Origin of the sequence: Sphingobacterium sp. GVS05A (assembly GCF_019969845.1) — a bacterium.
Lineage (GTDB): Bacteria > Bacteroidota > Bacteroidia > Sphingobacteriales > Sphingobacteriaceae > Sphingobacterium.
In genome coordinates, this window is sequence record NZ_JAHXYR010000010.1 from 141418 (window position 1) to 156038 (window position 14621).

General features: G+C 40.4%; 10 protein-coding genes and 1 tRNA gene. 5 read left to right on the forward strand and 6 right to left on the reverse strand.

Annotated elements, in window-relative coordinates; genetic code table 11:
• Positions 1-6 precede the first annotated feature (6 nt).
• The 3 genes from LC454_RS22535 (at position 7) to LC454_RS22545 (ending at position 1340) form a co-directional block, all read left to right on the forward strand.
• On the forward strand, positions 7-525 hold the full coding sequence (locus tag LC454_RS22535; protein ID WP_223584701.1) for an NADPH-dependent FMN reductase: 519 nt from the start codon (positions 7-9) through the stop codon (positions 523-525).
• Positions 526-611: 86 nt separating this feature from the next.
• Complete coding sequence (locus LC454_RS22540; RefSeq protein ID WP_223584702.1) at positions 612-833, forward strand: VF530 family DNA-binding protein; 222 nt, start codon at positions 612-614, stop codon at positions 831-833.
• A gap of 54 nt (positions 834-887) precedes the next feature.
• Complete coding sequence (locus LC454_RS22545) at positions 888-1340, forward strand: KTSC domain-containing protein (protein ID WP_120259893.1); 453 nt, start codon at positions 888-890, stop codon at positions 1338-1340.
• Positions 1341-1496: 156 nt separating this feature from the next.
• Here the strand turns inward: LC454_RS22545 and LC454_RS22550 are convergent, their stop codons facing one another.
• From LC454_RS22550 to LC454_RS22560, 3 genes are read right to left on the reverse strand one after another with little or no spacing between them, the layout of a single operon-like run.
• Positions 1497-3191 carry a carboxypeptidase-like regulatory domain-containing protein gene (locus tag LC454_RS22550; RefSeq protein WP_223584703.1) on the reverse strand — a complete coding sequence of 565 codons (1695 nt, stop codon included), beginning with the start codon at positions 3189-3191 and terminating at the stop codon, positions 1497-1499.
• Between the two features lie 34 nt (positions 3192-3225).
• Complete coding sequence (locus tag LC454_RS22555; RefSeq protein WP_223584704.1) at positions 3226-4353, reverse strand: FecR family protein; 1128 nt, start codon at positions 4351-4353, stop codon at positions 3226-3228.
• Complete coding sequence (locus LC454_RS22560; protein ID WP_223584705.1) at positions 4350-4883, reverse strand: RNA polymerase sigma-70 factor; 534 nt, start codon at positions 4881-4883, stop codon at positions 4350-4352. Before LC454_RS22560 ends, LC454_RS22555 begins: the two co-directional genes overlap by 4 nt.
• A gap of 443 nt (positions 4884-5326) precedes the next feature.
• On the opposite strand from LC454_RS22560, the gene LC454_RS22565 reads away from it, so the two are divergent.
• The gene (locus tag LC454_RS22565; protein WP_223584706.1) at positions 5327-5890 is read left to right on the forward strand and encodes a porin family protein; all 564 of its coding nucleotides are present in this window, start codon (positions 5327-5329) and stop codon (positions 5888-5890) included.
• A 254-nt stretch (positions 5891-6144) separates the two neighbouring features.
• Positions 6145-6218: transfer RNA gene (locus LC454_RS22570), tRNA-Pro, on the forward strand.
• 101 nt (positions 6219-6319) lie between these two features.
• Here LC454_RS22570 and LC454_RS22575 read toward each other — a convergent pair.
• From LC454_RS22575 to LC454_RS22585, 3 genes are all read right to left on the reverse strand, one after another.
• Positions 6320-8182 carry a hypothetical protein gene (locus tag LC454_RS22575; RefSeq protein WP_223584707.1) on the reverse strand — a complete coding sequence of 621 codons (1863 nt, stop codon included), beginning with the start codon at positions 8180-8182 and terminating at the stop codon, positions 6320-6322.
• 108 nt (positions 8183-8290) lie between these two features.
• Complete coding sequence (locus tag LC454_RS22580; protein WP_223584708.1) at positions 8291-11353, reverse strand: DUF5107 domain-containing protein; 3063 nt, start codon at positions 11351-11353, stop codon at positions 8291-8293.
• 140 nt (positions 11354-11493) lie between these two features.
• On the reverse strand, positions 11494-14502 hold the full coding sequence (locus tag LC454_RS22585) for a glycoside hydrolase domain-containing protein (RefSeq protein WP_223584709.1): 3009 nt from the start codon (positions 14500-14502) through the stop codon (positions 11494-11496).
• Positions 14503-14621: the final 119 nt, after the last annotated feature.

Sequence of the window (14621 nt, forward strand, 5' to 3'; positions counted from 1 at the left end):
TATTCAATGAAAACCATTTTCGCGATAATAGGCAGTGCAAGCGAACATTCATCCAATCATCAGCTCGTACGTCATCTCCAACATAAGGTAAACCCCGAGGTCAATCTTATTCTCTTTGACCGTCTGAAGGAGCTGCCACATTTCGACCCTGAGGAAAGTACATCCCGTCCGCCAATCGAAATCATCGCTTTGCGTCAGGTCATTCAGGATGCAGATCTGGTATTGATCAGCAGTCCAGAGTACATTTTTAGTGTCCCAAGCGGATTGAAAAATCTACTCGAATGGTGTGCAGCAACGACCATTTTTACAGAAAAACCCGTCAGTATTATTACCGCATCAGCACAGGGCGAAACGGGCCATGCCGAGCTACAACGTATTATGCAGGGACTTGGTGCTCAACTTGATCCCGAAAGGAATCTTCTTATTCAGGGCGTGAAAGGAAAACTTGACGCAGTAGGAAATATCTGGGATGAAAAGCTCGATCAACAGCTTGATTTGCTTGCAGAACAGCTCAAGAACTCTTAGTTAAAATACCATTGGATTAAGCTTAATGGTATAACAACACAATAAAAAGTTATTATAAAGTATATAAAGATTTCTAACTTAACAACATGCAAGAACAAGTCAATAATCCATTACACGGAAAACGGTTGGATACAATCATCGAGTATTTAGTGGAATATTACGGATGGGAAGAACTGGGACAAAGGATATCCATCCGGTGTTTCAATGAAAATCCGAGTGTTAAATCCTCGCTAACTTTTCTGCGAAAAACACCCTGGGCCCGTGAGAAGGTTGAACAGCTCTATGTAAAAACCTTAGGTAAAAAATAATCTTATTTCTAGGATAATGCAAATAATCTGATTATTAAGCATATCTTTGCCGCCATGAAAAAAATTGCCGACTACCGTAAGTTGTTAAATGTGGATAAATCAGTGGATCTCAAAACCCTAAAATCCACTTACCGGACGATCATGAAAGAATGTCATCCGGATAAATTTGTCAATGACGAAGAAGGTCGTTTGGCTGCTGAACAAAAGAGTGTAGAAATGATTGAAGCTTATCATTTTTTGGTAAGCATCTGCCCCGAGACAATTGAACAACAATTACCGATCTATACAGAGACAATCACGAATTCAGGTATTCAAGATATTGATTGGAAAGCCCAGATATTGACGATCACCTTTCACGATGGCAGTCAATATGAATACTTTGGCGTCCAACGAAATGACTATGTAAAATTTGTCAATGCCGATTCTTTGGGACGATTTGCACGTAGACATGTTTTCCATTCCTATCCTTATCGGAATGTGTTGAAGACTGCTACAGTTGTTGCATAATTAAACCCTATATTTCGAACCTTACTAAATAAATTGGTCTATAGACCAATTAAAACATAAACGCCCTTTGTCGAAATAACAAAGGGCGTTTATTTAAAATGTTAAATGTTTAAAAGCTACTTATATAACAGCTGTACAACCCAAATAGTTTTAGTTTTATAATTTTAACATTAACCCCGCTGTTCCACCACCATAGAATGTGTTTCTCGTACGGTCTCTTCCCCAAGCTTTCCATTGAGTACCACCGCCTGATACAGCATCTTCATCCCGCTCAGCATAATTGAAACTGGGAGCTACAAATATAGACAAGGCATCAGTCAACTTATACGAAGGAATCACACGAAAAGAAGATTGGTGATTGTCCAGCAATTTAAAATTGTCCGTTAAATGATTACGTGTGGTAATTTCCGTACGGAGTGCAAACTTGGACTTATTCAACAGTACAGCACCCAATCCCGCTTCAAAGGCATATTTCGCAGGACTATCGTTACCAAGAGCCGCACCTATAGATAAGACACTATAGAGTACCCGGCCTCCGGAACGAAACTGCAACGAAAGATAGCTATCCTCGTCTATGGCCAACGACAGATTTTTTTCTCCGTTTTTGATTAGATTTAACAGACCGATCGGGTAATCACTACTATCAGCAATATTAACTATTCCTGCGAGCTGAAATCCCTTTACTTTTTTTGCTTTATTGGCAATACCTGCTATTTGGATGCCCACATCTCCGCTGCTGTTGTTTAATACACCGGCTAATTGGGTTGTTCCGGCAGCTTCCTTTGCGGTATTAGCAACACCAGCGATCTGTACACCCAGTACCGTATCAGCCTTATTCAATACCCCGCCAATCTGAACACCTTTAACGGTTCCAAAAACCCGATTGCCTACCCCCGCTAACTGTACTCCACCTACATTACCGCCGACAGTATTAAATACCCCTGCCACCTGAAATCCCTGCATATTATATTGGTTGATATTGAATACCCCCCCGAGCTCAACGCCCTTCACTCCAGCGGTTGCACCGCCGATAATATTTAATGAAAACTTATTGACAATCTGTGACCGAATAAAGCCGTGTGAACTTAGTCCCGGTGTCATAGATATTTGATAGGGACTGTACAGAAACATACCACCCAGATTCATGCTCTGTATCTGTTGGGCAGGAGACAGGAATATCCGGCCAAAAAAAGACTTATAAAGGCCATGATCTTCTTCATAGCCTTCGAAATAACCGTATTGCCGTTTCTTTTTATCTCCTATTTTTGCTTCAATAGGAAAAATAACCATTACACTGGTATCCCGAAACATCTCTTTACTCACATTCACTGCGATCAGATTACTTTTTTTCTTGACATCCAATTCAAAATAACCATTTTTGTCTGTTAATGTAGATAATAAAGCACTTCGGTCAAAAATACTGGCATTGGATATCGGATTATTGGTTCGGATATTTTTGATATACCCTGTGATCACAACCTTGTCTTTCCTTGGCGTCTGTACCTCAAAATCAACCGACATCCGTTGCGGCGTATATTGAACAATGATATGTTTTCCTAATTCTTTAAAGCTATACTCCTTACCCAAAATCCCATCGAGATAATCATATAAATTTCCCTTATAAGCCCTGGGGTAAATGACACTATCCATCTGCAAGATATTTCCATTGAAGGAAAACAATACATCTTGCCGTTCCTTTAGTAGCTGAAAGACTTCGCCAACCGTTGCTTTAGAGAAAGCAGGCATTTGAATTTCAGTAGCGAGCTTTTGCTGCGCTAGCCCCCAATGAAAGGAGCATAGCAGAGAGAATAGGATATAAAATCTGATTCGCTTTATAAAAAATAGTATCATGATGCTATCTGTACAATTTTGCTTCGAAAACATGTTATCGCTTTTGATTATTTGTTAAGTGAATTTCTTTGCCCTGAACCTCGACCTTTAAGTCCAGGCTCTTTGCCATCACCTTGAGTATTTCGGTCAGGCTATTTCTTTCAAATTCGGCTGTATACGGTATTTGTTGAAGGCTGGGATCATCTATAATAACTTTATAGTCATACGCACGGGTAAGCAGCTCAGCGACATCCTTCAAGGGTGTATTCACAAAATTAAACTTACTGTCTACATAGTATTTATAGAATTTATCCTGGACAGGCTTTTTTTGCACTGTTGCAGTATCTGCATCTCTGATCGTCAGCATCTGATCTGGTCGCAGGAAAATCTCTTTATCTGCATAGGCCACTTTAACCAACCCCGTGGCAACGATGACCTCCGTTGCATTGGAAATGCGACGCACATTAAAACTTGTCCCTAGTACTGTTATATTCGTATTACCTGTCGTGATCACAAAAGGATGCTTTTTATCTTTTTGTACCTGAAAAAACACCTCTCCTTTTTTCAATTCCACATTTCTGTTTTTATTGCTCCAGGTGCTTGAGTAAGCTAACTCCGTATTTTTGTTGAGTGTCACCATAGACCCGTCGGGTAATGAATTTTGAAGTACTGCCTCCTGGCTAGCAAGATGCATTTCTTTTCGCTGTGAACGGTCAAATACATAGAATCCCACCATGCAGACCAACAAGATGCTCGCCGCAGCCCACCAATTCCATTGGATCAGGTTTGTTTTCCTTTTGGGGATTTCATCAAGTTCAGATGCTCTCCTGTCCCTAACAACTTTAAAATCCATCCAAGCCTTATCTACATCCACTTCTGGAACCTCCAGGGGTTTAGGCAAGCTATCCCATAACTTTTTCATTTGCAAATATGCCTCCCTATTATTAGCGTCTTTTTCTAACCATTCCTCTACGATCATACGCTCAGCTTCATTCGTTTCCCCGACCATATGTCTTTCTAGCAATTCCTTATTCATAGCATATAGATAAGATAGAAATACATTTTTCACTTTTAGGTATTCCGCTTTATTGTCAGGGTCTTCCTCCAACCAGCGCTGTACCAAATTATTCTCTGCTTCGTTAGTTTCCCCAACGATATATCTTTCAAGTAGTTCCTTATTCATAGCATATAGATAAGATAGAAAATAATCAATGTTAAATAATCCATAAGCTCAACCCGCAGATGACGCAAGGCCTTGCTCATATGCCCTTCGACTGTTTTTATCGAAAGATCCAATGTTGTTGCAATATCCTTGTATTTCATCTCCTGAAAGCGGCTCAGCTCAAACACCGTCCTGCTTTTTTCGGGCAGTTCAGCCAAGGCCACCCTTAGTTTTTTATCGAGGTCCTTACTGCTTTCATCCACTGCAGGCTCCCATTCCTGTCGATGCTGTTCATATGACTGATATTTAAGCTTACGCTGTTCCCTTTTGAGGACATTCATACTCTCATTATAGATAGCACGATAGAGGTAAGCTTTCAGCGAAGTATGAATCTGCGCTTCCCAATCTTTCTCCCATAACCTCAGAAATACTTGCTGTACGACTTCCTCAGCACCATCACTATCCCCCAAGTATCTAAAAGCATAACGATGTAATTCCTTGTAATGCGCTCGAAAAAGCTGCTCGAAATTCTTTTCTTTATTTTCCGACATTGGCCAAATCTACCATTTGATTAAACAATCTACTTTATACTAAGACAACACAAGTAGTTATTACCCTTATTTATTTTTTATTTTTTTTTCTCACTGATAATAGCCCTCCATCAACTTACTAATAACCAGCCATTACACGCTATCTCTATACCTGAGGTCATCTACCAATATGTACGATCATACCCCTATCCTCCATATATACCCGAAAACATAATTCTTCAGTATAAACTGCCATTATCCTCTCTGTATACAGGAGTTGATCCTTCAATATGTACAGCCAGTCGAATTAAATTATGACAATGTGCTATCAGCTATGTAAGATTGGAACTAAAGTTAATTATCTAAAAATAGAAAAATGTTTTTTTTCTAAGGGTATACTGATTTTCCGTTGTCATAGAATAAAAGAACACGAAAAACTAGATAACAAAAAAATAGTATCACAGATGAAAACAACAATCAAAGCAGCCCTAGCGGCATTGACATTATTCGGAATAACAGGTACAGTACAAGCACAGGAGGTTACCTATGGTATACATATAGGAAGCAACTATCACATGACATCATTTGGCAACAAATCCGTTAAAGACAATAACGGCAAAGTAGGGGTTTCTGTCGCTGCTTTTGCACGGATTGGAGATCGTATCTTCTTCCAACCAGGCATTGGAGCTAGTCTATTGCGAAAAGAATATACTTTTGAAAACACACAAAAGACGCCTAAATTCTATCAGATCAATCTTCCCCTCCAGGTCGGTTATACATTTTTGCAGAATGGTGATTTCAGTTTTCGTGGTCTACTGGGCCCACAATTAAATTACGACCTTAAGACTGTCAAATCCAGTGCAGCTACAGATTATAAGAAATTTTCTCTTGATGGCAGAGCAGGAATCGGCATTGACGTCAGTTGCTTTACAGTAGACGCTTACTACAGCCATGGATTCACAAGCGTAGACAAAACTTTGGATGCCAAGAATAAAACAGTAGGCATTATGGTTGGATATAAATTCTAACAGCAATTTTTCAAAAAACAGCTTCAAAAGAAGTTGTTACCATCACAAAAGTGTCTCCAAGAATGGAATTTTCGAAAAGAGCGCACTGGAGGATACGCATAAAATCAAAAAAATAGGATGTCCGACCATTTGTTTGGACATCCTATTTTTTATTTAGATTTTATTTTTTGCCAATAATTATTATTTTAGCACCACCAAAAATTATTACTGAAAAAACAAGTTTAGGATCATCAGATCTATATATCGGAATAATTCGGGATGTAGCGTAGCCCGGTATCGCGCCAGCATGGGGTGCTGGAGGTCGTCGGTTCAAATCCGGCCATCCCGACAAAAAAATAAAGCCCACTCTATTTTAGTAATTAAGCGGGCTTTATTTTTATAACACATAGTTCCATTGTCCGTTAAAACAATGGAAGATCCACTGATAAATTAAATTTCCGTCACGATCAGCTCCTGTTCCAGCATAAAAGTAACAATCCATTTCTTTCCAATTTTAAAAGCTTTTAAATTATTGGGTGTATTGTCACTGGATTCTGTTTCCAAGGGAACATAAGAATAAACAAGCTCGGCTTCTCCCTCTTGTTTAAATGTAGCCCCATTAATTAAAATAGTCTTTATTCCGTGTGTAAACGCATCCCCATATTCATAGAAAAAACGAAAATTATCCCCATCTGGAACCAGTATAAAACGATCAAAAACCTGATCCGCTAGTTTGACTGATGGCATAGGCTCTCTGTGATCGACCGGATAGAACTGCAGCTCATTATCGACTTTATCAAAATAAAAGGCATGCTTATCAACGGACAAAAAGCTTGGATGCCACGGTAAATTCGTTGGCAACTTTGCTGTTTCAACGGGCATTAATTTGTTATTGAGTGAGATGTGGTATACGACCCCATTTAATTTAAACAGCAGGGGAAAGTTTTCGGTAGTTCGGTTCATTGTCGCAAAGGGCAAATACTCGATTTTTCCTTTGGTAATATGTGCTTCTGTCAAAAATCTATCTAATGATTTTTGTGCAATTATTGCGCCTGTCCTACTGTTAATACATAACATTTCATAATTCACTGTCCGGTCCTTATGATAGAGGATATAACTATACTCCTGTGTCATATAACAGCGATCGATAATCATATCCCGTACCTCGGACAGTAATTTTCTGGAAGCCCTTTCCTTATAGAATATGTTTTTTACATTGGCTGGTTCCGCAATGTAATGTCCCCATTGGAATAGTTTATTAATGGTAAATAGAGCTCCATTTTCAACTCTAAAATCGAAGAATTCCTGGGCATTTGGTTGTTGTGGAGAAGCAATTGTACTGACTTGAATACTACTGTCAGAAGGATTGATTAACAACAGTTGCTGATCCTTAAAATTAAGATAATCCGGTTGAGGGTGTAACCTAATGATTTTGCCGTTTGTTTCATCTAGGGCAAATAGCCCATTCGTATTTTCCTTAAATGTCTTCGTCCATACCTTTGTCCCTTCTTTTAAGAATCGATCTTTTGGATAAAGGCGGCTCAAATTATCTAGCCAAGTCTTCCATTGTTCCCTTTGAGCATCCTCTTGCGGCGGACCTAAGGATACCATCTTATTTCTAACATCGTTTAATCGTTCCCTTGCAAGATCAGCTACCGCAGTAGGCTTGTAATCATGTATTGCCAGCCCTCCATCAGGTGTTTCCGCGCAACCCACATAGTGAACGATAACCTGTTGCTTGTTATCTAAGTGATCTATCCATTGCGGCAGGTCCCGTAGGTCGCGATAATCCGTAAAAATTGCCCACTCTATTGTATCCTTCAACGTAGGCTTATTAAAAATAGATGCTGAATAACGATCATTTTCAGACGCGATTTTATCCTTATTATGGGTATTGAAAAATGAGACATTCTTGGTATAATAGCAGTTTTCCACCCCTGGCACAGCAATTATTTCAAACGTAAAGTCCTGATCATAATTATACAATAAACTTCCTCTATCGGGAAAAAGGGGGATCAATAAAATATAATCTTTGCCAAGACGCTTGGCATCCTTCGGACTCAATTGCAGAAAAAAGCCATTTTCGGGAAGATAAATATCCCCTTTATTGAGCACAAAAAGCAACTTTTCCATTGCAGAGCTTAACTGGACAACCCGATAGTTTGACTTGAATTGCCCGGTAACAGATCGCACTTTTTCCATCGTATCCACTCCTGGCTGAAATTTTCCGTTATTTGCTATAGCATTGCTATTACCATGACATTGGCAAAACGCGATGACCAATACGATCAAGTAAAGTTGCCTAAGGACCATTCTCACTGTTTATTTAATCTTTTGCTTAATTAAATCTACATCTTTTTTATCGATTACAAAAAAACATTAAAAGCTTCCTCTTTTTACAGCTATCAACAGCGAAGGAAATTAAAACATGCGCTGATCTTGCCCAAAATAAATTCGTCGGATCAACTCCGGCCAATACGTTGTTAAATTATCTTTTTGTATCTGATCAAAAAAGCTTGCATTTGACTGGTCAATTAAAGGAACAACTTTCCCGCTACTGACGGTAATTCCCCTATTTGCTAATTGCTGTATAGCTGCTTGTTGAAGTAGAGATTCGTACTTATTTTTGGACTGCTTGCGTTGGTTTATCTGCTGTAGAAGATTTGTTTCACCGGTACTATTCCCCATTTTCTTTTGTAGATATGCTGCTAGCCAATCTGCAAGAATTTCATTTTTTTCATCAGGATAAGGCTCCCCTACACCGAGTTGAGATGGCCAAAGTCTTGACTCTTCTACCTTCAGGTTTGCTTCCTTATACTTTCTTTGCTGCAGGTATTGATAGGCCAGCATTAATTTGGTCTGTACATAGTAGTTATGTCCTTCGGTTGCCCCTTCAAAAGGAAGGATTTCGATCTTTTGCAATTCAGCTTCAGCGCGCTGATATTCTTTATTCAACAACAAAGTCCGTACATGTGCCAAGGTCAGGATGTAGTTCTTTGGAAACGCGCGGCGATACTTTGTACTGACCTGGAGTGCCTGATCATACTGTTTTCCTTTATTTAATAATTCAACTAAACGAAGACCATATCGCCATTCATTCGGTTCGGCGGTTACTGCTAGTCGCATAGCTGTAATAGACATATCGATCTTTTTATCTTCCTCAAGACTGGATTTCAGGGCAAAGTAAGCACCAAAATCCGACGGTTCAGTAGTCACGGCAGCTAATAGTTGCTTCGCTTTTTCGCCTTGATTTCGGAAACGATAAAGTAAGGCTTTCAAATAAGCTACTTTCCAGTTTTTGAGCTGTTCTCCGGCCCATTCAAACACCGGCTCACTTTCTTCACGAAAAGGAAACACAAAGGCAGGGCTGCTTGCTGTAGCACGTGTCAGGTAGCCCCGGCTCACTATTGGTTCCTCTCTAGTCAGCCAAGCCAGCCACAATAGCATCTCCGTATGCGGCTTATTCTTACTGAGTAGGGTAATAGCACGTTTATATTCGTGTAGATCGGCATACCAAATAGCCAGTTCAAAGCATTTTTCCGAAGCGAATTCCTGCTTTGATAACACTTCATTTTTCTCTTCAAATTGAATAAAGGCATTGAAAGGATCGTATTGGGCAATACGTTGACACAAAGCCGTATCCAGCGTTATCCCTTTTCGTTTCTGAATAAGTAGCTGTAATTGCAGGGCATCTATATTTAACGGATTCGCTAGTATCGCTTTTTCAGTATAGGCAAGCGCAGGCTCATCCTGCTTAATCCGGTAGTGGTACTTGGCAAGCTGTAGATAAGCAGCACTGCGCCATGTAGGATCTAAGGATGCAACTTCAAATCCGTCCAAAGCATCATGTGTCTTTCCCAACTTAATCGCAGCCAGACCATAATAATAATTAGCGGGAGCATGGTATGTATCAATCGCTAACGCCTGACGTGCATAGTCATAGCATTGCTTATAATTCATTTTGAACCAAGCAAGTTTGGCCTTTTCCAACAAGAAATCCAATTTGGGAACTTGCTTTTCCGTCAACCCATTTAACATGTTTTCCGCTACACCATATTGCCTAAACCGGAGTAAGTCCCGTACTTCAAATAGTTTGGTTTGATTGCTATCTATCGCTACTCCACTATTTGATCCAGTAGGTCGATTCAATGCAGCAGCAAGCTCATTCTGCCTTAAATCAAAATAATCTTTCCCTATTTTGAGATAAGAGGGAACATCTTCACTTTTTAGTTTCAAAGCAATGTGTTTTACTTCCCCCACTTGAGCGGACAGATAGCTCCCCCCCAGCCTCATACCATTACTGTCGAGTGCAAAGATGCTGTCCTGTAGCGGTCGTTTGGGATCGACGGTCAACAGTAGCTTTTTCGCTTCTTGCTTCACCTGTAGTGCCGCGGATAATTGAAAACCTTTAGGTTCGCCTATGCCAGCAAAAGGCATCCAATACTCCGTCCATGCATCACTCTGATAGGGGGCAAATCCAATTTGTTTGAATGGGGTTAAACTACTTGACGGCACATTTTGATTGAATAATCGACCACTTTGGATCTCCACATATTGACCGCTCTGATCTGTCAGCAGCTTCTCCCAGATCTGTCCATCGCCCGCTTGTGACCACAGAAATATTTTCTTGCCCAATTTATCTTCACGCAGGGCATATCGGGCCATGCCATTATCACGATCTTTATAATATACTCCAAAGGCCTTACTATGTGCCCCAAGGACGTGGTAAGATTTCGAACTGCCGAATGCATTTTCACGATAATTGGATAGGTCACGTCCTTTATCGTCAATGGGCCATGGATGTGCATCTCCATCATGACCGATGTACTTATTCCCTGGATACAAAAACTTCAAACCCTCGCCAGCCTCCACTCCTAAATTCATCCAGGTATAATAAGGTTGTTCAACGGCATTGCTATTGGACCAGAAAGAACGCGTGGAGAAATAGCCTTTGTCTTTTTCTAAACGAATTTCCATAGTCCAGTTGCTACGGCTCAAAAGATCAAAAGCATGAATAAAGCAACTAACACTGCCATCGGTATGCTCCTGTAACAGATAATCCACGGGAGTAGACGTATTGGGGGTATGGCCAATAATTCCATAGTTCGCTTCAATACCTCCGCTTGTCCATGGTCCCCGCATTGCAATATCTCTGAATTTCACGACCCCATTGTTATAGATATAATCCCGCTTTCCTACTTTATCATAGGCAGACCAGATCTTGCCCCCTATTTCGGGCATAACCTGAACACGGATATAATCATTTTCCAAGATCACGGTCTTCCATTCTTTTTCAATGGAAGTATTTGTAAAACCGTCAAATCGAAAATAAGGATAAAGTTTCTGTGCTGAAGCGATCGGGTCTGGATCCGAAAACGGATAAGTCGTATAGCGTTTTTTTATTTCAGAAATCCTTGCCGGCTGCTGTGCCAATACCGTGAGCGTACAATTCCCCAGCAATAATATCACTATCCATTTTTTCATTGAAATATGTATTTATTCATTAATTCACTAGCCACCAAAAGTTTTCCTATAACTCCCGGCAATTTCGACAACAACATTCCCCCAGCCCTTACTCCCCATGGAACCTAAAATAACTCCACGCTATATACAGACTACGGCTATTATTCTATTAAAAGAATGATTCCTTTATTCTTAGCAATAGAAATCTTATCTCCAAATTTATATGGTTTACCCGATTGAAAATCGGCTATTGTTGGAATCGATAGTTTCGCCTTTTTCGGATCAATACCTAATTTATCCCAATCAATAGCTAGTACCACATCAACGTCCGTATCGGCCCAGCTAGCTATAGCGACCATCGCTTTTCCAGGTCTGCTATAAACTGTTGTCAATACCTTCTCGTTATCTGTCTTTACCGGGATGTTTGGTGACCAGTAGCCAATCATATTGCTCCCTTTGATACCAAAGTTATCCCAGGTCTTCCATAAATCTTTCGGTGTCAGCTTTTGGTAAGGCATCCGATTAGTCATCCCATAGATCATTCCGCGCCAAGGATTACCGCCATCCTGAAGCATTTCGCCCATCAATCCAAAAGGGATCCCACTTACTTCTGTTAAGAAGAAATCAGGTTGGTTATTTTCGTAATCAAAATATTCGCCAAACCATAATCTATTGATATAAGGAAAATGCTCGAGATAGAGATTTGCACTGTTGTTAAAGCCATCGCTTTTGTTATATTGATTCGCAGAGTGTAAATCAATTAGGCCCGATTTCCCATTTTTGGTCAACACTCGCTTGATACGCTTCATTGTTACCCGGTCAAAAGCAACATCATCAAGATAAATTCCATCAATACCAATATTATCTACCAGCCAGTTCATGCCTTCTACATAATAGTTGTGCCATCTATTCATACCACTGTTGATAACGGCAGCATCTTTAAATTCGGGTACATACCAAGCGGCAAGGTAATTGTTTCCCACATGTTCCTGCAACCAAGAATAGCCGCCACCCTTTCCGGGTGAAAACACCTCCGTGCCTAGGCTCCGCAAAGGATAGAGCTCGTACACTCTGTTGGAAACCTCGCGTACCGTATTGTAAATCTTCACTTTCAATCCTGCATGATGTGCCTGATCAATATATTGCTTCATCTCTTTGGTCGCGATAAATGGATAATTGATATAGGGATTGATCACGTTAGCATGGTGGATATTAATGACATTGGATCCACTTGCCACGACCGAATCTACCGGTTTATAAGCGTGATAATAGCGTTCATTCCATTGTGTTTCAGTATTTATCGGATGGAATGGTGTAATTAATAGAGTAAAATTATAATAAAGTACTGCTCCTTTTTTAAGCTGACGTTCACCACTATAGCTATTGACCAAAACCGATTTGCCCTTGAGACCGATATCTATTCCACCTTTATTCTCATTACCCCAGGAGGTTGGCAGCACCAATGGTTTTTGAAGATAGAAGTTTGTGTTAAGTGGCCGTGAATAATGTTCATCGCGCAGTGAAAACTGAAGTCCTGCATTTACAGAACCAATCCAGCCGCCATCTTGATTCTTATTTGCGACATCCCATTTCCACGAAAGCTGTTCCGGTCGCTTTCCTCCCTTCTGTCCTAGCCCCATAAAATAGTTTGCTTTGTCAGGCATGACTGGAATATGCATATTGATATCTTTTAAAGTGATATCATTTAATGCTGTTAGTTTAACCACATAATGTAGATAACCATCAAATTCCAGTTTCCCCTCCACTTCCATCGTCAGGTCGGCAGATTCATTTTTGGCTATCCAACGATACTCACCTTCATTTTTCTCTTTAAATTGAACGCCCGAAGCTTGTAGCTGTATTTCCTTTCCGTCTGAGGCACGATAGAAATGAAAATGTACAGGTTCATACAACAATGTATTTGGCTTTTTTGAGATCGATGTCATTTCGGGCGTAAAAAATGTACTGATCTGTTTGGGCAGACCACTTGCGCTCAACTTAACTTCACGTCCCAAGAGCTGTAAGGTTGAATCAGCTGTCAAAGCAATTGGCGTATAGGGTGCAATGACAGTATTCTTTTGCGCCAGCGTTGAATTCAGCCAGGGCAATCGAGTCATTTTCCAGGGTTGGTCAACACTTGCCAGTCCACTGGCGTTGTCCGACACATGAAATACAAGCTTGACCTTCTTGGCTGTAGCATTATTCGCTTTTACCGTGGCTGTGCCGACATAAGTCCCCACCGGAATATTTTCCGGCACTTGCATGCCACACCAAAGGGCTTGTATCTTGTTAGCAGGTACATTCACAGTCAAATGCATCGCCTCTCCTGTATAAGCCGTGCCTTGCGTATTTAAACAGTTCAAGCTATTGGCAGCAATAATTACCCCATCGCTAGACTTAAAATCCGAAAATGATACCTGAACTGTTTGAAGGTCTCGCTTCGGCGACCACAATCCCAATTGAAAAGCATAGTATTCGCCTTTTTGTGCATTTCCCTCCAGTTGATTCGGAACCTTAGTTTTCGTCATCCACAGTTGTGGGAGGTTATTTTCCATTTTTATGGGAGACTCCCGTCTTTCAGGAAAAACAAAATAATCTTCTTTTGCGTTGCTGTTCAAGAAGCTTTTGATCTCCGCTTTAGTAGCCAGCACTTCCATGGGATCATTGCTATTATACTGATCCACCGCTTCAAACCGTTCAACAGTGATACCTTTGGAACTAATAGCGCCATTTTTTGCCGCTTGAACGGGTGCTGGCGTTGAATTTTTCAAGTAGATCGCATCCGGATAATTTCGGCTACGTCCACCCATTTTATAAGGTAAATAATAAACATAATATATTCCCTTGCCTGAAGTCGGACGAAAACCTAAGCCACCCGATTCTGCATTCATCCAGAGATAATTAATCGACGTTACCTGTTTATTACTCGCACTATCAACAATTATGACCTCTTGATTATCCTCAACCCATCGGTTACGCCAAGGAATAACAGCTTGAACCTCTTTTTGATCTGTATTTATCTTGAGAACCGCACGGTGATTACCAAGTTGATCCGCATCCCATTTTTGCTTTTCAGGCGGATAAGCCAGCTGTCCATGGACAGCGTTTACGAATAATGATACGGCAAGGATTGTTGCCAGCTTACTATAGGCTGTTCTTTTCTTCATCATACAAGGTGTTAGGTGTACACAAAAGCCAGTACACGTAAATAGTTATTAATTGCCATTAAAGTCACCTTGAGCGAAAGTGATTATACCGGATATATACCACACTCAGCTCAAGGTGATCT